General features: G+C 67.4%; 13 protein-coding genes. 6 read left to right on the forward strand and 7 right to left on the reverse strand.

The annotated features are described in order from the left end of the window. Window positions 1-102 precede the first annotated feature (102 nt). Window positions 103-2,298, forward strand: a complete 2,196-nt coding sequence (locus ACNKW1_RS07710; RefSeq protein ID WP_418363995.1) for an OsmC domain/YcaO domain-containing protein — start codon at window positions 103-105, stop codon at window positions 2,296-2,298. Between the two features lie 63 nt (window positions 2,299-2,361). Here the strand turns inward: ACNKW1_RS07710 and ACNKW1_RS07715 are convergent, their stop codons facing one another. From ACNKW1_RS07715 to ACNKW1_RS07725, 3 genes are all read right to left on the reverse strand, one after another. Further along, window positions 2,362-2,652, reverse strand: coding sequence for a type II toxin-antitoxin system RelE/ParE family toxin (locus tag ACNKW1_RS07715; protein WP_418363996.1), 291 nt, complete (start codon window positions 2,650-2,652; stop codon window positions 2,362-2,364). Continuing rightward, window positions 2,652-2,933 carry a CopG family ribbon-helix-helix protein gene (locus ACNKW1_RS07720; protein WP_418363997.1) on the reverse strand — a complete coding sequence of 94 codons (282 nt, stop codon included), beginning with the start codon at window positions 2,931-2,933 and terminating at the stop codon, window positions 2,652-2,654. The genes ACNKW1_RS07715 and ACNKW1_RS07720 overlap by 1 nt, the downstream gene beginning before the upstream one ends. Window positions 2,934-3,005: 72 nt before the next feature. After that, window positions 3,006-3,893, reverse strand: a complete 888-nt coding sequence (locus ACNKW1_RS07725; RefSeq protein ID WP_418363998.1) for a LysR family transcriptional regulator — start codon at window positions 3,891-3,893, stop codon at window positions 3,006-3,008. A gap of 170 nt (window positions 3,894-4,063) precedes the next feature. On the opposite strand from ACNKW1_RS07725, the gene ACNKW1_RS07730 reads away from it, so the two are divergent. Beyond that, window positions 4,064-5,179 (forward strand): S-(hydroxymethyl)glutathione dehydrogenase/class III alcohol dehydrogenase, encoded by a 1,116-nt coding sequence (locus tag ACNKW1_RS07730; RefSeq protein ID WP_418363999.1) that lies wholly within the window; start codon window positions 4,064-4,066, stop codon window positions 5,177-5,179. 88 nt (window positions 5,180-5,267) lie between these two features. Next, the gene (fghA, locus tag ACNKW1_RS07735) at window positions 5,268-6,116 is read left to right on the forward strand and encodes an S-formylglutathione hydrolase (RefSeq protein ID WP_418364000.1); all 849 of its coding nucleotides are present in this window, start codon (window positions 5,268-5,270) and stop codon (window positions 6,114-6,116) included. Window positions 6,117-6,142: 26 nt separating this feature from the next. Here the strand turns inward: fghA and ACNKW1_RS07740 are convergent, their stop codons facing one another. Beyond that, on the reverse strand, window positions 6,143-9,280 hold the full coding sequence (locus ACNKW1_RS07740; RefSeq protein WP_418364001.1) for an AAA family ATPase: 3,138 nt from the start codon (window positions 9,278-9,280) through the stop codon (window positions 6,143-6,145). Beyond that, the gene (locus ACNKW1_RS07745) at window positions 9,277-10,422 is read right to left on the reverse strand and encodes an exonuclease SbcCD subunit D (RefSeq protein WP_418364002.1); all 1,146 of its coding nucleotides are present in this window, start codon (window positions 10,420-10,422) and stop codon (window positions 9,277-9,279) included. Before ACNKW1_RS07745 ends, ACNKW1_RS07740 begins: the two co-directional genes overlap by 4 nt. 327 nt (window positions 10,423-10,749) lie before the next feature. Here ACNKW1_RS07745 and ercA point away from each other — a divergent pair, with 327 nt between their 5' ends. The 3 genes from ercA (at window position 10,750) to ACNKW1_RS07760 (ending at window position 15,826) form a co-directional block, all read left to right on the forward strand. Then, window positions 10,750-11,907: an alcohol dehydrogenase-like regulatory protein ErcA gene (ercA, locus tag ACNKW1_RS07750; protein WP_418364003.1), complete on the forward strand. Its 1,158-nt coding sequence runs from the start codon at window positions 10,750-10,752 to the stop codon at window positions 11,905-11,907. Then, complete coding sequence (locus ACNKW1_RS07755) at window positions 11,897-14,077, forward strand: putative bifunctional diguanylate cyclase/phosphodiesterase (protein ID WP_418364004.1); 2,181 nt, start codon at window positions 11,897-11,899, stop codon at window positions 14,075-14,077. The genes ercA and ACNKW1_RS07755 overlap by 11 nt, the downstream gene beginning before the upstream one ends. Window positions 14,078-14,200: 123 nt before the next feature. Continuing rightward, window positions 14,201-15,826 (forward strand): ABC-F family ATPase, encoded by a 1,626-nt coding sequence (locus tag ACNKW1_RS07760; RefSeq protein ID WP_418364005.1) that lies wholly within the window; start codon window positions 14,201-14,203, stop codon window positions 15,824-15,826. A 49-nt stretch (window positions 15,827-15,875) separates the two neighbouring features. On the opposite strand, the gene ACNKW1_RS07765 is transcribed toward ACNKW1_RS07760, so the two are convergent. Beyond that, window positions 15,876-16,643, reverse strand: a complete 768-nt coding sequence (locus ACNKW1_RS07765; protein ID WP_418364006.1) for a 3'-5' exonuclease — start codon at window positions 16,641-16,643, stop codon at window positions 15,876-15,878. 10 nt (window positions 16,644-16,653) lie between these two features. Continuing rightward, on the reverse strand, window positions 16,654-18,531 hold the full coding sequence (locus tag ACNKW1_RS07770; RefSeq protein WP_418364007.1) for a DUF294 nucleotidyltransferase-like domain-containing protein: 1,878 nt from the start codon (window positions 18,529-18,531) through the stop codon (window positions 16,654-16,656). Window positions 18,532-18,629 lie beyond the last annotated feature (98 nt).

Genomic DNA, 18,629 nt, shown 5'->3' on the forward strand with positions numbered 1-18,629 from the left:
CTTAGTCGATCGTTGCCGCCGACTTACGAGAAGCTCCGTTCATCCGCGGGGAAACCGGCGATAATCGCGCCCACTTCACTCAGCCCGCCGCGTCAGCCCCCCATGGAAATCAAGGTCAACTTCCTCGACAAGCTTCGTCTCGAAGCCAAGTTCGACGACTTCACGGTCATCGCCGATCAGCCCATCCGCTACAAGGGCGATGGCTCGGCACCCGGCCCGTTCGATTACTTCCTGGCGTCGTCGGCCTTGTGCGCGGCCTACTTCGTGAAGCTGTACTGCGACACGCGCAACATCCCCACCGACAACATTCGCCTGTCGCAGAACAACATCGTCGATCCGGAGAACCGCTACAAGCAGATCTTCAAGATCCAGGTCGAGCTGCCGGCCGACATCTCCGACAAGGACCGCCAGGGCATCCTGCGCTCGGTCGAGCGCTGCACCGTGAAGAAGGTGGTGCAGACCGGGCCGGAGTTCGTGATCGAGGAAGTGGAGAACCTGGACGCCGACGCCCAGGCGCTGCTGACGCTGGCTCCGGCGCCGGACGCCCACACCTACATCCTCGGCAAGGATCTGCCGCTCGAGCAGACGATCGCCAACATGTCGAAGGTGCTGGCGGATCTGGGCATCAAGATCGAGATCGCGTCGTGGCGCAATCTGGTGCCCAACGTGTGGTCGCTGCACATCCGCGATGCGCATTCGCCGATGTGCTTCACCAACGGCAAGGGCGCGAGCAAGGAGAGCGCGCTGGCCTCCGCCCTGGGCGAGTACATCGAGCGGCTCAATTTCAACCACTTCTACAACGACCAGTTCTGGGGCGAGGACATCGCCAACGCGCCCTTCGTGCATTACCCGGACGAGCGCTGGTTCAAGCCGGGCCGCAAGGATGCGCTGCCGGCGGGGCTGCTCGACGACTACTGCCGGGCGATCTACGACCCCGAGGGCGAGTTGCGCGCCTCGCATCTGTACGACACCAACTCGGGCAACACCGCGCGCGGCATCTGCGCCCTGCCCTACGTGCGCCAGTCCGACGGCGCGGTGGTGTATTTCCCGACCAACCTCACCGACAACCTGTTCCTCAGCAACGGCATGAGTGCCGGCAATACGCTGCCCGAGGCGCAGGTGCAGTGCCTGTCGGAGATCTTCGAGCGCGCAGTGAAGCGCGAGATCATCGAGGGCGAGATCGCGCTGCCCGACGTGCCGAAGGCGGTGCTGGCGAAGTATCCCGGCATCGTCGCCGGCATCGAGGAGCTGGAGCGCCAGGGCTTTCCGGTGCTGGTGAAGGATGCGTCGCTGGGCGGGGTGTATCCGGTGATGAGCGTGACCCTGATGAACCCGCGCACGGGCGGCGTGTTCGCCTCGTTCGGCGCGCACCCGAGCATGGAGGTGGCGCTCGAGCGCAGCCTGACCGAACTGCTGCAGGGGCGCAGCTTCGAGGGCCTCAACGACCTGCCGCCGCCGACCTTTGAGACCGCCGTCGTCGCCGACCCGCACAACTCGGTCGAACACTTCATCGACTCCAGCGGCGTGGTGTCGTGGCGCTTCTTCAGCGCGCGCGCCGATCACGACTTCGTCGAGTGGGACTTCTCCGGCCACGGCGAGAATTCCAACGCCGACGAGGCCGCGACCCTGTTCGGCATCCTCGCGGACATGGGCAAGGAGGTGTACGTGGCGGTGCGCGACCAGCTCGGCGCCATCGCCTGCCGCATCCTGGTGCCGGGGTATTCCGAGGTCTATCCGGTGGACGACCTCATCTGGGACAACACCAACAAGGCGCTGCGCTTCCGCGAGGACATCCTGAACCTGCACCGCCTCGACGACGACGCCCTGGAAGCCTTGCTCGAGCGCCTGGAAGAGAGCGAGCTCGACGATTACACCGACATCATCACGCTGATCGGCATCGAGTTCGACGAGAACACGGTGTGGGGCCAGCTGACGATTCTGGAACTGAAGCTGCTCATCCACCTCGCGCTGCAGCAGTTAGAGGAAGCGAAGGAGCGCGTCGAGGCCTTCCTGCAGTACAACGAGAACACCGTCGAGCGCGTGCTGTTCTACCAGGCGCTGAACGTGGTGCTGGAGGTGGTGCTGGACGACGAACTGGCGCTGGACGACTACGTCGCCAACTTCCGCCGCATGTTCGGCAACGCGCGCATGGACGCGGTGCGTGGGTCGGTGGACGGCAGCGTGCGCTTTTACGGGCTGACGCCGACGAGCATCAAGCTCGAGGGGCTGGATCGCCACCAGCGCCTGATCGACAGCTACCGCAAGCTGCACGCGGCGCGGGCGAAGGTGGCGGGCTGAGCTGGGCGGTCGTGTAGCGTTTGCCTACCCGCATGCCTCGTAACAGCTCGGTCAACCCGTCGTCTAGAACCCGGCTTCCCTCTGGTGCCTTACCGTCAAGATCGTGACCTGGTCGCCATCGAATCGGTAGCGAACCACATAACCAGAGTCCCCGAACTGTATCGGCCAGTCGCGGAACGCTTCGTCCATGTCCTCGACGACCCGCCCCACCTGGGGGTGCGTCGCCAGGATGTTCAAGCCCTCACGAATCGCCCTCACCGCGCGTTGGGCTGCAGCAGGATTCTTGGCGGCCAGAAACCGATACAAACGCTGGACGCTGGCCAGCGCCGGTTCCGACCAGATCAGGCGAGGCATCAGATATGCGCTCGGGGGGGCTCGGCGTCATTACCGGCCTCGAGTTCGGCAAGCCAGGCAACCGCCTCCGCGCCGGTCACGTGCAGGCCAGTGCTCTGGAAATGCTCCCAAGCGTCGAGCGCTTCCTGGCGGAATGCCTCGCGCTGCTCCTCGCGCGTCACGTACTGCTCGATCGCCTCGCGCATCAACCAGTGCACCGGGCGGCGGCGCTGATCGGCCAAGCTGCGAACGCGTGCCTTGAGGGGTTCATCAAGACGAACCGAAACAGGGGTCGTAGCCATGAGTAATCTCCTGTATTACACCTGACTGCAGTATAGCCTGTGTTTGCGCATGGGCCTTGTCTGGCGGGCATCCTACGGAAACCGCCCGCCCTCACCGAAGTACTCCACCAACCGGTCGAACACCAGCCGGATGCGCGCCGCCACAGGGCCGCGCTGCGGGCGGTACACCGACAGGCTCCACGGCTCGGGCGCCAGCTCGGGCAGGACTTCGACCAGCCGCCCGGCGCGCAGGTGCGGCGCCGCCAGGTAGGCGGTGAGCTGGCCGAAGCCGACGCCGGCGAGCACCGCCTCGGCCTCGGCGCCGGTGTCGTCGGTTGCGAAGGTGGGTGCGCGCGGCAGCCACTGCTGGCCGCCGGCCAGGAACCACGCCCAGGGCCGCCCGGTGTTGGGGTCGATGGCGACCGTGGTCGGACGCTCGGCCAGCTCCTGCAGCGTCTTCGGTGGGCCACAGCGCGCAAGCAGCTCGGGCGCGGCAACGATGTGGAAGGACACGCTCGACACCGCGCGCGCGACGAAGCGGCTGTCGCGCAGCACGCCGACGCGGATGCCGATGTCGATCTGCTCATCGACCACGTCGGCGAACTGGTCGGAGAAGCGCAGGTCGAGCTGCAGCCCGGGATGCTGCGCGCACAGCTCGCCCAGCACCCGCATCAGCCCGTGGCGGCCCAGCGCGCGCGGCGCGGTGATGCGCACCAGGCCCACCAGCTCACTGGCGCGCGCCTGCTCGGCACGCTGGAAAACCGCATCCACACCCTGCAGGCTCAGCCGCGCGCGCACCGCGAGCTGTTCGCCGAATTCGGTGATGCGGTTGTGGCGGGTGTTGCGGTGGAAGAGCAGTTCGCCGACGTGGTCCTCGAGCTCCTTCACCGCGCGCGTGACCGCCTGCGGCGACACGCCCAGTCGGGTGGCGGCTTCCTTGAAGTTGCGCGACTCGGCGGCGGTGCAGAAGATGCGCAGCATTTCCAGGCGGTTCAGAATTGGGTACTCCTGACAAGACGGAAAAGGGGATGGCCGATTATTCCAGCATTAGGAAGACTGAAATCTGAAATTATCCATTTATCGGATTTAGCCGCATACGGATACTTTCAGGGTCGCGGGCCGTGCGCCCGCTTGCCTCCAGGATCCGCACCATGACCATCAAATCGCGTGCCGCCGTGGCATTCGGCCCCAACCAGCCCCTGCAGATCGTCGAGGTGGATGTCGAGCCGCCGAAAAAGGGCGAAGTGCTGGTGCGCATCGTCGCCAGCGGCGTGTGCCACACCGACGCCTACACCCTGTCAGGCGAGGATCCGGAGGGCGTGTTCCCGGCCATCCTCGGCCATGAAGGCGGCGGCATCGTCGAGGCGGTGGGCGAAGGCGTGACCTCGCTCGCGGTCGGCGATCATGTGATCCCGCTATACACGGCCGAATGCCGCGAGTGCAAGTTCTGCAAGTCGGGCAAGACCAACCTGTGCCAGGCGGTGCGCACCACCCAGGGCAAGGGCCTGATGCCCGACGGCACCACGCGCTTCTCCTACCAGGGCCAGCCGATCTACCACTACATGGGTACCTCGACTTTCTCGGAATACACGGTGGTGCCCGAGATCTCGCTCGCCAAGATCGACAAGGACGCACCGCTCGACAAGGTCTGCCTGCTGGGCTGCGGCGTCACCACGGGTATCGGCGCTGTGCTCAACACCGCCAAGGTGGAGGAAGGCGCCACCGTGGCCATCTTCGGCCTGGGCGGCATCGGACTGGCGGCGATCATCGGCGCGACCATGGCGAAGGCGGGCCGCATCATCGCCATCGACATCAACCCGGGCAAGTTCGACATCGCGAAGAAGCTGGGCGCGACGGACTTCGTCAATCCGAACGACTTCGACAAGCCGATCCAGGAGGTCATCGTCGACATGACCGACGGCGGCGTGGACTACTCCTTCGAATGCGTGGGCAACGTCAAGCTGATGCGCGCCGCGCTCGAGTGCTGCCACAAGGGCTGGGGCGAATCGACCATCATCGGCGTGGCCGGCGCGGGGCAGGAGATCAGCACGCGGCCGTTCCAGCTCGTCACCGGTCGCGTCTGGCGCGGCAGCGCCTTCGGCGGCGTCAAGGGCCGCACCGAACTGCCAAGCTACGTGCAGAAAGCGCAGAAGGGCGAGATCCCGCTGGACGACTTCATCACCCACACCATGCCGCTCGAGGACATCAATCAGGCCTTTGACCTGATGCACGAGGGCAAGAGCATCCGCACGGTGATTCATTTCTGATGCGGCCGCAGGCGAGCCGTACGGTGGTGCTCCCGGCGAGTCCGGCCACGCCCACCCTTCCGACCCCACCTTGCCCGGAGACATGGCGATGAGCCTGGAGATCCTCAGCACCCAGAAGAGCTTCGGCGGCTGGCACCAGCGCGTCCGCCATCACTCGAACGTGCTCGGCTGCGACATGGTGTTCGCGGTCTACCTGCCGCCGCAGGCCGGGCAGCCCGGCGCCCGCCTGCCGGTGCTGTACTGGCTGTCGGGGCTCACCTGCACCGACGAGAACTTCATGCAGAAGGCGGGCGCGCAGCGCATGGCGGCCGAGCTCGGCCTCATCCTCGTCGCCCCCGACACCAGCCCGCGCGGCGCCGACGTGCCGGGCGACCCGGACGGCGCCTGGGATTTCGGCCATGGCGCCGGCTTCTATGTGAACGCCACTCAAGCGCCGTGGTCGCGCCACTACCGCATGCACGACTACGTGGTCGATGAACTGCCGGCGCTGATCGAGGCCAACTTCCCCGCCTCCGACCGCCGCGGCATCAGCGGCCACTCCATGGGCGGCCACGGCGCACTGGTCTGCGCGCTGCGCAACCCGGGGCGTTACCGCTCGGTTTCGGCCTTCGCACCGATTGTCAATCCGATGAACTGCCCCTGGGGCGAGAAGGCCTTCTCACGCTACCTCGGCGAAGACCGCGCGCAGTGGTGCGAATGGGACACGTGCGCGCTGATCGCGCAAGCTACCGAACGCCTGCCATTGCTGGTCGACCAGGGCGAAGCCGACGGCTTCCTTGCGGATCAACTCAAGCCCGAGGCCCTGCAAGCCGCTGCTGCTGCTGCCGGCCACCCGCTCACGCTGCGCCTGCAGCCGGGCTACGACCACAGCTATTACTTCATCGCCAGCTTCATCGAGGATCATCTGCGGCATCACGCTCAGGCCCTTGCGGACTAAGCACGACGGCTACGGGCGGCGAGTACTCACGACCGTATGCGGACGTGGCTCCCCCGCACCCCCTGCACCACCTCGATCGCCACGTCGATCTGCTGCTTCATCTCCTCGACGTGCGAGATCACGCCTACGCTGCGACCGCGCTGCTGCAGGTCGATGAGCACCTTCATCGCGAGGTCGAGCGCCTCGGGGTCGAGGCTGCCGAAGCCTTCGTCGATGAACAGGGTATCGAGCTGGACGCCACCGGCGTACCCCTGGACCACATCGGACAACCCAAGCGCGAGCGAGAGTGAGGCCATGAAGCCTTCGCCGCCAGACAACGTGCCCGCGGGGCGACTGCGACCGGTGTATTCGTCGAACACCTCCAGGTCGAGGCCGCCGGCGCGGCGGGCGTCGGCGAGTTCCTCACGCCGCTGCAGGCGATAGCGGCCACGGCTCATTGCGGCGAGACGCTCGGAAGCGGCGCGCAGCACGTCGTCGAGCAGGGCGGCGAGCACGTAGCGCTGGAAGGTGAGATTGCGACCGTTGTTGCCATTGGCGACCTCGGCAAGATGGCCCACGACACGGTATTCAGCTTCGATCGCGCCGGATTCGCGTGCAAGCGCCTCCAGGCGGGAGAGCAGGGTATCGAGCGTGCGCAAGGCGGCCCGGGTGTCACCAATGCGCGCCAGCACGGACTCGATCCGTTCCCGCGCAGCGGCGGCGCGGGCTTCGAGCACGGCAAGCTCGGGGCGGACGAGGCCGGCAATGTCTTGGCTGGCGCGTTGCGCGCGCGCACGCGCGGCGGCGAGGCGGTCATCGGCCGAGCGTAACGACGTCTCAAGGAGGTCGATACGCTCGAGCGGCAGCAGGGCGGCGCGCCAGGCGGACTCAGCGGCGGCAAGCCCCTGCGCTGGGTCGGCGGCACCGGACGCGGCGACGGACGAATCGGGGGTTATGGCGCCAAAACCGGCGGCGGTCAGCGCTGCCATGAACTGCTGCGTGGCCTCGTCCACGCGCATGCGTGCAGCTTGAGCAGCCTCGTTCAGGGCGGCATGCCGGGCACGCAGCGCGGCTTCGCGGCTGGCGGCGTCATGATGGGCGTGCTGAGCCTGCTGAAGCGCCTGCTCGGCCCGCTCGCGCGCAGCCTTCGCGGCGGCGGTCGCAGCGTGCAGCGCGTCAGGCGTGCGCAGCGCTTCGGGCACGCCGGCACGGCGCTCCTGCGCCACGTGCTGCGCGGCGCGCGCCACGCTCGCAGCTTCGGCCGCAGCGCTGCGGGCCTGCTCACAGACAGCGGTCGCCGTGGCGATTGCTGCATCGGTCTCATTCAGTTGCGCGCGCAGCGGCGTGATCTCGCGTGCTGCGGCCTGGGCAGCCTCCAGCCGGCGGCGCAGTTCGGCGAGCGCGGCATCGGGCGAGGCCTGTTCACCCTGTGCCGCCTGCGCTGCGCCCGGGTCGCATGCGAGCGCCGCCGCGCGGGTGTCGACCGCAGCTGCCGCCCCGGCGCGTGCAAGTTCTGCAGCGTTGAGCGCACGCCGCGCCGCGTCGAGCGCCTGCTCGGCAGCGCGCGCCTGTTCGGCTGCCGCCTGCAGGGCCTGCTCGGTGGGCAGCTCGCCGTCATGGCGCGCGCGCGCGGGATGGGTTGCGCTACCACACACCGGGCAGGGTTCGCCCTCCTGCAGGTGGCGGGCGAGGACGGCCGCCTGGGCCGTGCGCCAGCGGGCGTCGAGCGCCTCGAGCGCGCTGTGCGCAGCACGTGCCCCCTCGTCGGCGGCCTCAAAAGCCTGCCGTGCGTGCGCCTCGGCTGCAGCTCGGCCGGCGAGCTGTGTGCGTGCATGCGCCAGCGCAGCAAGCGCCGCGGCGCGCTGTTCAGCCTGCTGCACCTGCAGCGCAAGGCTACCCGCCTCTGCGGCCGGCGCCTGCAGGGTGTCGATGCGGGCAGCGAGTTCGCTGCGCTGCAGGCGCAGGGTTTCGTGGCGAGCGGACGCATCGGCCAGCGCCTTGTCCGCAGAAACGCGCGCTGCATCGCTGCGCGCCAGCTCGGCGTCGGCCTCGGCCGCGCGTGCGACCGTTTCGGCCAGCCCTTCCAGACGCAGCAACTCGCGCTGCGCGGCTTCGCGCACGGACGCCCGCTCGACCTCGGCTTGCAACGTGTGCCGTGCCGCGTCGAGACAGCGGGCGGCTTCGACGGCCTCCCGGCCCACCTGCTCGACCTGCGTGCGTGCCTCGTCGGCGCAACGGCGCGCGCTCGCGAGCGCCTTCTCGGCGGGCACGATCTGCTGCGCCCGGCGCGCACTCGCCAGAACCGCGCGCTGCGCGTCCAGCTCGGCCTTGCCCGCCTCCAGAACCTCCAGCGCAGCGGCGGCACTGGCGGCCTCGGCGAACCTCGCCTCGACCGCCTGTCCTTGCTGCAGTGCGAGGCGCGCAGCGGCATCCTCGCTGCGCGCGCGGCCTTCCTCTTCGGTCAGGCCTGCAAGCGTTGTGCTCAGGGTCGCTTGCTGCGCGGCGACGGCCTCGGCCGTTTCAGCGCCGGCCTGGTCGAGCAAGGTGCGGCGCTGCAGCGCAGCCTTCTCGCCGCGCTCGCGCAATGTGGCAGCCTCGGTCTTGAGTGCATCCTGCACGCGCTTGTAGGCAGCGGTGGCGAAAAGGGTCTCGAGGATCTTCTCGCGCTCGGCCGAACTCGCCGCGAGCAGACGGCGGAACTGGCCTTGGGGCAGCACGACGACCTGGCGGAACTGTTCCGCCTTGAAGCCGAGCAGTTCCTCGACCAGGGCGGTGACTTCGGTGGTCTTGTGTGCGAGCGGAGTCCATGTGTGACCGTCTTCCTCCAGACGGGACAGCTCGGCCTTGGCCAGCACCTTGGCCAGCCCCCCGCCGCGGCGCGCGGCACGCTCCTGCTCGGGCACGCGGCGCACGCGGTAGCGGCGCGCACCCAGCGCGAAGTCGAACTCGACCTCGGTCTCCAGTGCGGCGTCGGCGTGGTGGCTGCGCATTTCGCGCGCACTGCGCTCGCCCCCCGAGGTGTCGCCGTAGAGGGCGTAGCTGAGGCCGTCGAGGATAGAGGTCTTGCCCGCGCCGGTGGGGCCTGCGATCAGGAACAGGGCGCCCTCGGGCAGGCGGGTGAAGTCCACCTCCTCACGGCCGGCAAAGGGCCCGAAGGCCTGCATGATGAGTCGCAGCGGTTTCATTGCGCGCGCGCCTCCCGCTCCAGGTTATCGAGGACGCGCTCGAGCGCGGCATGCTCGGCCGTGTCGAGGGCGAGACCGGTGACGTCGCGATGGAAACCGGCGAAGAGATCCTGTACACGCAGCTGGCGATGATCCGCCGCGGCGCGCCCCGGACCGTCGCCGCTGAGCGCCGGGCGTTCGATCGCGAGCGCGTTGGGGTAGGCAGCGCGCAGCCGGCCCATGGCGTCGAGCAGCGCACCATGGTCGGTGAGGCGGGCGAGCAGGTAGTCGTCCCGCCCCGGATCGGCGGCTGCGGCAGCGATCAGGGTGTCGAGCTCGCCCTCGACGATGCGCAGGTCGCGACGCGGCACGAGCGGGATACGCTCGACCGTGCAGCGGCCCTCGGCGCCGAGTTCGACCAGATTGACCGACTTCGTGTGGCCGGCCTCCGAGAAGGAGTACTTGAGCAGCGAGCCGGAATACTGGATGCATGGCGCGCCGACCTGCTGTGGCCGGTGCAGGTGCCCGAGCGCAACATAGTCGAAGCCTTCGAACAGGCCGACGCCGACGGCCCCGCTCCCCCCCACCGACAGGGGACGCTCGGACTCGCTCTCGGCACCACCGAGAACGAAGGCATGCGCCACCAGCACCACACGCTGCCCCTCGGGCCGGGCGCGCAGGATTGCCCGCGTCTGCGCTGCAAGGGCCGAGTGATGATCCACCACCCCCTCGTCACCAAGCGCGCTGCGCACGAGCGCCGGCTCGCCGTAGGGCAGGGCATGCACCGCAAGCTCGCCATGGGCGTCACGCAGCAGCAGGGGCACCGATTCAGCTTCCACCGGGCCGCGCACGGTGAGTCCGGCCCGCGTCAGCAGCCCGGCACCGAATCCGAGGCGGTCCGGGCCATCGTGGTTGCCCGCGATCATGACCACCGGAATCTTCAGCCCCAGAATCAGTTCGGAGAGCACGAGGTCGAGCAGCCGCACCGCCTCGGCGGGCGGTACGGATCGGTCGTAGACGTCGCCGGCGATCAGGATTGCGTCAGGACGTGTTTCGCGCGCTATACGGATGAAGCCCTGTAGCACGTGGGCCTGGTCTTCGAGCAACGAGACACCATGGTAGACGCGGCCCAGATGCCAGTCCGCGGTGTGGAGGAGGCGCATGACGAACGGGAACTCCGGAACGGGAAGCCCGCGCAGTATGCCTGTGAATCATGGCCTTTTCAGACTGCTCGCGGCAAACCCGCTGCCGCCCCCGCTGCCGCCCCGAATGCGCGCTGCAGGCCTGCACCGGTGCAGCACCTTGCTTGCACGCTCCGTCCATGTGCGCGCTCTGGCCCGCTCCAACGCGAACGGAGCGTGAAATAAGCATCGCCAATGCAGCCATTCATGGGTGATTTATCGCATGGGCGGCGCTATCCTGCGCTTGCGAACGGCCTCCCGGCGACTCCTTGCCGGAAGACGGCAGCGCGCAAACAGGGAGGTTTTCGCATGGCCCTCTACGAGATGCGAAAATTCGTCGCACCGGAATTCATCTTCGGCGTCGGCGCACGCCACCGGGCTGCGCATTACGCAAGCAACCTGCGCGCCGCGCGCGTGCTGATCGCCACCGACCCCGGGGTCATCGCCGCCGGCTGGCTCGATGCGCTGCAGGAAGACCTCGAGGCGGCCGGCATTTCCTGGGTGGTGTTCTCGGCCATATCGGCCAACCCGAAGGACCACGAGGTCATGGCCGGGGCGGCCATGTACGCGCAGGAGGGCTGCGACGTCATCATCGCCGTCGGCGGCGGAAGTGTCATCGACTGTGCGAAAGGCATCGGGATCGTGCACTCCAACGGGCAGCACGTGCTCGAGTTCGAGGGCGTGGACCAGGTGACGATGCCCGGCCCGCCCCTGATCTGCATCCCCACCACCGCGGGTACGGCGGCCGACATCTCGCAGTTCTGCATCGTCTCGAACCGCCGGTCACGCTACAAGATCGCCATCATCAGCAAGACCATGGTCCCCGACGTCGCACTGGTCGACCCGGAGACGACCTGCACCATGGGGCCGTACCTGACGGCCTGCACCGGGCTCGATGCCCTGACGCACGCGGTGGAGGCCTATGTGTCGACCGCCAGTTCGCCGGTGGTCGACGTGCACGCACTGGCCGCGATCTCGCTGATCTGGGAAAACCTCGAGAAGGCGGTGAGCGCCCCGCACGACATGGGCGCACGCGAGAACATGATGCTCGGCAGCCTGCAGGCCGGACTTGCATTCTCCAACGCCAGCCTGGGCGCAGTGCATGCCATGGCCCACTCCCTGGGCGGATTCCTCGATCTGCCGCACGGTGAATGCAACGCGCTGCTGCTCGAGCACGTCATCCGCTTCAACTACCGGGAAGCCTCCGACCGTTACGCGCGCATCGGCGCGGCGATGGGGCTGGACCTGCGCGGCCTGGGCGAGCGCGAACGCGGCCAGCGCGTGCTGGATGCGGTGGCGGGCCTGCGCCAGCGCTGCGGCATCACCGGTGCGCTGGGCACGCGCGGAGTGAGCAGTTCGGACATCCCCGAGCTCGCCTACCACGCGGCACGGGATGCCTGCATCGTGACCAACCCGCGCATCGCCCTCGAAGACGACCTGAAGGCCATCTACGCCGATGCGATCTGAGCCGGAAGACGAACGCCAGGCGCAGCGCGAACGGATCATCGGACTGGGTGAGCGCTCGTTCCGCAAGAGCTATTACCCGCAACTCCGGGTCAACATGGCGCGCCTGGAGCGCTTCCGGACCCTGCTCGATCAGACTTCGGACCTCGTGCTCATGGTGACGCTCCCCGGCGGCACGATCGAGGATGCGAACCTGGCGCTCGCCCAGTTGCTCGGCGAGCCGCCCGAGAAGTTGATCGGGCGAGCCTTCAAAGAGATCGGCCTGAGCCGCACAGCGGCAATCCTGCGCATCCTTCGTCGCGACATGAAGAAAACGCAGGACTACCCGAACCACACCGGGATCACCTGCTTCGAGCAAGCCAAAGGCACGATCTGGATCGATCTGTCCTTCCGCGTTGCGCAGGTGGAAGGACAGCGCTTCGGCATCCTGGTCGGGCGCGACGTAACCGAGCGCAAGCACCGCGAAGAAATCATGTCGGCCCTGCTTGCGGAGAACCAGGCCATCCTCAACAACGCGATCGTCGGGATCGCACTCGTGCGCAATCGCAACATCGCCACCTGCAACCGGCGCATGGAGGAAATCTACGGCCTGGCGCCGGGAGAGCTGGCCGGCCGCTCGGCAGCGGCGCTCTGCCCCTCGCAGGAAGACTTCGAGGCGTTCAGCGAACAGGTCGACGAAGTGCTTGCCGAAGGCGGGAGCTTCAGTTCCACCCACCGCGTCGCCCGCCAAGACGGCGGAATGTTCTGGGCGGAAATCACCGCCCATGCGCTCGAACCCGGCAGGCCCTGGGCAGGTGCCGTCTGGATCGTCCACGACATCACAGGCCGAAAGAAGGCGGAGGAGCGCGTCCAATTCCTCGCCTACCACGACGTGCTGACCGGCCTGCCGAACCGACTCCTCGTGCAGGAACATTTCTCGACGGCGAAGGCAATCGCCAGCCGGTCCGGAACGCGGATCGCGCTGGTCTTCATCGACCTCGACAAGTTCAAGACCATCAACGACTCGCTCGGCCACCAGGTCGGTGATGCGCTGCTGTGCAGCGTGGCCGCCCGGCTGCTGGAGAACGTGCGCCAGTCGGACACCTTGTGTCGCCAGGGAGGCGACGAGTTCCTGCTGATGCTGCCCGCAGTCGGCGAGGTCGGCGATCTCAGTCCGCTGCTGTCCAAGCTGATCGGCTGCTTCGCCGAGCCCTTCCTGATCGAAGGTCACGAACTGTCGACCACCGTCTCGCTTGGGGTCGCCGTCTACCCGGAGGACGGAGAGGCGTTCGACGCGCTGCGGCAGAAGGCGGATCTCGCCATGTATCAGGCGAAGGATGCCGGCCGAAACACCTACCGTTACTTCGATCCCGACATGACCCGGGAAGCGCTGGAGCAGATGCAGATCCGCAACGGATTGCACCGCGCCCTCGAGCGCCGGGAGTTCAGCCTCCACTTCCAGCCGCAGGTCGAGATCACCACCGGCCGCCACACCGGGGCCGAGGCGCTGCTGCGCTGGCACCACGGCGAGATGGGAAACATCTCGCCCGCGCGCTTCATCCCGATCGCGGAAGACAGCGGCCTCATCGTGCAGATCGGCGCCTGGGTGCTCCAGGAGGCCTGCATGCAGTGCGCACGCTGGCAGCGCGAGGGGCTGGAACCGTTCACCGTGGCGGTCAACCTCTCGGCCATTCAGTTCCGGCGCGGCGACCTAGAACAATCGGTAATCGACGCCCTGAACGCGTCCGGCCTGGATCCGGCCCTGCTTGAGCTCGAGCTGACCGAGTCGATCCTGATCACCGGTACCGACGAGGTGCTGGCCAAGGTGCGACGGCTCAAGCACCTCGGCGTCCGGCTCTCCATCGATGATTTCGGCACGGGCTACTCCAGCCTCGCCTACCTCAAGCGCTTCGCCGTCGACCGACTGAAGATCGACCAGTCCTTCGTGCGCAACCTGGCGCACGACCCGGAGGACGCCGCAATCGTGCGCGCAATCGTGCAGATGGCCCGCAGCCTGGGGCTCACCACGATTGCCGAAGGCGTAGAGGACGAGCAGACCCTCGCGCAGCTGCACATCTACGGCTGCACCGAAGCGCAGGGCTACCTGTTCTCGAAACCGCTGCCGGCCGAGGACCTCGGCCGCATTCTGCTGCCCGCAAGAACGCAGGAAATCACGCTCGGCAACGACGGTTGAGGGCCCCCTTCCATCGCCCCGCCATGCCCGCCTGCCGTGCGGGCAAGGGCTGCGACGCGCACGCGTATGCCTTTTCCCGGCTATAATGCAAGGCTTTGTTTTATCTGAAAAACAGGATTCTCCGTGCTCGTCGCAGCCAACATCACCATGCAGTTCGGGGCCAAGCCCCTGTTCGAGAATGTCTCCGTCAAGTTCGGCGACGGCAACCGCTACGGCCTGATCGGGGCCAACGGGGCCGGCAAGTCGACCTTCATGAAGATCCTGTGCGGCATCCTCGAACCCTCCGCCGGCAACGTCTCCAAGGACGTCCATGAGCGCATGGCCTACCTGCGCCAGGACCAGTTCGCGTACGAGGACATGCGCGTGCTCGACGTGGTGATGATGGGCCATGAGGAGCTGTGGGCGGCGATCAAGGAGCGCGACGCGATCTACGCCAACCCGGACGCCACCGAGGACGACTACATGCATGCCGCCGAGCTCGAGGGCAAGGTCGGCGAGTACGACGGCTACACCGCCGAGGCGCGCGCCGGCGAGCTGCTGCTCGGCGTGGGCATCCCCACCGAACTGCACAACGGCCCGATGAGCGAGGTCGCCCCGGGCTGGAAGCTGCGCGTACTGCTCACCCAGGCGCTGTTCGCCAACCCCGACATCCTGCTGCTCGACGAGCCGACCAACAACCTCGACATCAACACCATCCGCTGGCTCGAGGACGTGCTCAACAACCGCGACTGCACGATGGTCATCATCTCGCACGACCGCCACTTCCTGAACCAGGTGTGCACCCACATGGCCGACCTGGACTACGGCACGATCACCATCTACCCGGGCAACTACGACGACTACATGGAAGCATCGACGATGGCGCGCGAACGCCAGTCGTCGGCCAACGCCCGCGCCAAGGACAAGATCCAGGAACTGCAGGCCTTCGTGCGCCGCTTCTCGGCCAACAAGTCCAAGGCCAAGCAGGCCACCAGTCGCCTCAAGCTGATCGACAAGCTCAAGCCCGAGGACGTGAAGCCGTCTTCGCGCCAGTACCCGTGGATCCGCTTCGACTACGACGAGAAGGACAAGCTGCACCGCCTGGCCTGCGAGGTGGACAACATTTCCTTTGCCTACGAGGGCATGGACAAGCCGCTGATCAACCGCTTCTCGATCGCCATCGAGGCCGGTGAGAAGATCGCCATCATCGGCGAGAACGGCGTCGGCAAGACCACGCTGCTCAAGCTGCTGATGGGCGAACTGCAGCCGCAGAAGGGCACCATCAAGTGGGCGGAGAAGGCCAAACCCGGCTACTACGCGCAGGACCACTCGAGCGATTTCGCCGAGGACGTCAGCCTCACCGACTGGATCGCGCCCTACTCGCGCATCACCGCGGCCGCCACCGGCGAGGACAATGAGACGCTGCTGCGCGGCACACTCGGCCGCCTGCTGTTCTCGGGCGACGAGGTGAAGAAGTCGGTCAAGGTGATCTCCGGCGGCGAGCAGGGCCGCATGCTGTTCGGCAAGCTGATGCTGTCGCGCCCCAACGTGTTGCTGATGGACGAGCCGACCAACCACCTCGACATGGAATCGATCGAGTCGCTCAACACCGGGCTGGACAAGTTCAACGGCACGCTGGTGTTCGTCTCGCACGACCGCGAGTTCGTAAGTTCGCTGGCGACCCGCATCATCGAGATCAAGCTCGACCACCAGATCGTGGATTACCGGGGCACGTACGAGGAATACCTTTCCTCGCAAGGTCTGGACTGAACCGAAGGCGAGCGTGGGAGCGGAATTGCCCGCCCTCACGAAGGTCGGTTCAGCGCCACAGCTCTCGCAGCGGCGTCTCCGGCGCGAACCGGTGCGCCATCTGCGCCTGCAGCAGCTCGGCGGTGGCGAGCGCATCCGTCAGCGCATGGTGGGCGCGGTAGCGCGGCAGGTGGTAGCGCGTGCGGCTGTCGGCGAGGCGGATCGACACCGGCGCCGGCTTCCTGCCGAACAGGCGGGCGAAGAAGCCCGGCCGGGCGGCGCGATGAATGCGCGCCTCGAGGTCCATGGTGTCGATGACTGGAAACTCGACGCCCTCGCCGATGCGTGCCTTGAGCGCGCGGTCCAGGAAGCTGCGCTCGATGTCGCGGCAATGCACCACCACCACGCGACCCGCCAGCGCCGCGAGCAGTTCGTCGATGACCGCACCCAAATCCGGCGCCGCCTCGATCTGCGCATGGGTGATGGCGTGGATGACCACCGACTCCGGGTTCAAATCGATGCGCGGACGCACCACCCAGTAGCGCGAGGCGCTCGAGGCGATGCATTTGAGCGTCATCGGCAGCAGGCCGATGCTGACGATCTCGTCGCGGGCGGGGTCGAGCCCGGTGGTCTCGACGTCGATCGCCACCATCGGCACCTCGGCAAGCGGCGTGTCGCCGGCCACCGCGCCGGCGGCGTAGAAGGCGCGCAGGCGCGGGTCCCGCGCGGCCTCAGCGAGCGCCGCGAAGCGCGCCGGCCAGTCCGGCGCCGCGACCGCCTCGGGCCTGCGGCTGCGCGCGCCACTCCCGGCGCCCTTGATATCCCCCAGATGCAGCATCGCGCGCCCCTCAGTTCGCCCGCCCGGGCTGATAGCGGTACTTGAGGTATTTCTGTGCGTTGCCCAGGATCAGGAAGGCGTCGCGCAGGCTCTTGCGTTCGAATTCGGAGAGCTTCTCGGGGTCGATGCTGTTGTCCGGCTCTTCACCCACGGCGAGCGACTCAGCCTGGTGACGCGCACGCACCATGGATATGAATTCCAGCGCGTCGAACAGGTCCTGCCCGCGACCGAGCGGCAGGATGGCAGCGTCGATGACATCCTTGAGACGTTCGAAGGAGTTCAGCGAAGCCGAGCCGATGGCGAGCGCATGCACGCGGATGAGGTCGGCGAGCGGCGCGGTGCCGCGGCGCTTGATGTTGATCGCGCCGGTGTGGCGGCCGTCGGACTCGACCACGAAGTCCTTGAAGAAGCCCAGCGGCGGCGTGCGCTGCAGCGCGTTGCGCGCCATGCAGGCAAGGAAGCGCGAGTTGCCGCGGGCCTTGCGCGCGATGAGCTCGCGCAGCCGGTTCGCCCACGCGGTCTTGCCCCATACACCGTCGAGGTCGAAGAAGATGCCGGCGTGGAGCAGGGACTCCGGTGTAGGGCGCTCGATCCAGTCGGTGAAGGTGCGCTCCCAGACCTTGAGCGGCTGTCGCCACTTGTCGTTGGTCGCCATCACGCCGCCGGTGCAGTAACTGTAGCCGCAGCGCGCCAGGCCGTCGCTGACGAAGGTGGCGAGCGCCTTGAAGTAGGTGTCGTGCTGCGCGGGATCGAAGCGGTTGTCGAGCACCAGCGCGTTGTCCTGGTCGGTGACGAGCAGTTGCTCCTGGCGCGCCATCGAGCCTAGCGCGAGGAAGCAGTATGGCACCGGCGGCGGGCCGAGTTCTGCCTCGGCGAGTTCGAGCAGGCGCTGCTTGAAGCTGCGCCCGATCGCCGCCATTGCGCTGCCAATCATGTGCGAACTGGCGTCTTCGTTGACCATGCGTGCAAAGCAGGCGCGCACCTCGGGCACCAGGGTGGCGAGTTCGTCCTGAGACTGCTGGCGGAAGATGCTGCCGACCAGGAACAGGCTGTTGCGGGACTCGTAGCGGATGATATCCGACAGCGCCACCACACCCACCGGGCGCAGATTGTCGAGCACCGGTAGGTGATGCACGTTGTGGCGCAGCATGGTCAGCATCGCCTCGAACACGAGCTGGTTGTGGTTCACCGACACCACGCCCGAGGACATGATCTCGGTCGCCGGCGTGTCGTAGGCGAGGCCGGGCGCCACGAGGCGGGTGCGCAGGTCACGGTCGGTGATGATGCCCGAGAGCTGGGGCAGGCCGGGGACGTCGGGGTGGTCGTCCACGATCAGCAGCGAGGAGACGCCCTCCTCGCTCATGCGCTGCGCCACCTCGCGCACCGTCGCCGTGCTGTCGAGTGTCACCGCCGCACGCCCCACCAGGGTTTCGACTGTAGCCGACAACAGGTCGTTGGCGTCTTCCTTGCGCGACATGGCCTGGCGCAGGCGGGTCTTGTCCTCGACCTCGACGTAGTCGGCGAAGGCCTCGTACTGATCGAAGAGCTCGGCGAACACCTCGCGCGGGATCAGGTAGATCAGCGAATCCTCCAGCGCCACCACCGGGAAACGCACACGCCCGTTGCGCAGCAGACCGAACTCGCCGAAGTAGCCGCCCTCGGTGAGCCGGTTGTAGAGCGTACCGTTGCGCCGGAACACCTCCACCGCGCCGCTGCGCACCAGATGCCAGTATTCGGCCACCTCACCGAACGCCACGATGCGCTCGCCCGCCTTGTAGTAGCGCACGTCGATGACAGCCGCGGTGCGCTGCAGCGCCTCTTCAGGCAATTCATCGAAGGGGCGATGAGCGCGCAGGAAATCGAGGATCTCGAGTTGTTCGACTTGCATGCTGGGTTCCGATTCTTACAAGCGCTTCGCGGGCAAGCCCGCTCCCACCGCATCACCGCCGCAGGAGCGGGCTTGCCCGCGAAGTGTGCCTGAAGCCG

Origin of the sequence: Thauera sp. WH-2 (genome assembly GCF_048321015.1) — a bacterium.
In the GTDB taxonomy this organism is placed as follows: Bacteria; Pseudomonadota; Gammaproteobacteria; order Burkholderiales; family Rhodocyclaceae; genus Thauera.

Coding starts and splice junctions, on each gene's coding strand:
- ACNKW1_RS07710 (WP_418363995.1), top strand. CDS start 103: ATGGAAATCAAGGTCAACTTCCTCGACAAGCTTCGTCTCGAAGCCAAG.
- ACNKW1_RS07715 (WP_418363996.1), bottom strand. CDS start 2,652: ATGCCTCGCCTGATCTGGTCGGAACCGGCGCTGGCCAGCGTCCAGCGT.
- ACNKW1_RS07720 (WP_418363997.1), bottom strand. CDS start 2,933: ATGGCTACGACCCCTGTTTCGGTTCGTCTTGATGAACCCCTCAAGGCA.
- ACNKW1_RS07725 (WP_418363998.1), bottom strand. CDS start 3,893: ATGCTGCGCATCTTCTGCACCGCCGCCGAGTCGCGCAACTTCAAGGAA.
- ACNKW1_RS07730 (WP_418363999.1), top strand. CDS start 4,064: ATGACCATCAAATCGCGTGCCGCCGTGGCATTCGGCCCCAACCAGCCC.
- fghA (WP_418364000.1), top strand. CDS start 5,268: ATGAGCCTGGAGATCCTCAGCACCCAGAAGAGCTTCGGCGGCTGGCAC.
- ACNKW1_RS07740 (WP_418364001.1), bottom strand. CDS start 9,280: ATGAAACCGCTGCGACTCATCATGCAGGCCTTCGGGCCCTTTGCCGGC.
- ACNKW1_RS07745 (WP_418364002.1), bottom strand. CDS start 10,422: ATGCGCCTCCTCCACACCGCGGACTGGCATCTGGGCCGCGTCTACCAT.
- ercA (WP_418364003.1), top strand. CDS start 10,750: ATGGCCCTCTACGAGATGCGAAAATTCGTCGCACCGGAATTCATCTTC.
- ACNKW1_RS07755 (WP_418364004.1), top strand. CDS start 11,897: ATGCGATCTGAGCCGGAAGACGAACGCCAGGCGCAGCGCGAACGGATC.
- ACNKW1_RS07765 (WP_418364006.1), bottom strand. CDS start 16,643: ATGCTGCATCTGGGGGATATCAAGGGCGCCGGGAGTGGCGCGCGCAGC.
- ACNKW1_RS07770 (WP_418364007.1), bottom strand. CDS start 18,531: ATGCAAGTCGAACAACTCGAGATCCTCGATTTCCTGCGCGCTCATCGC.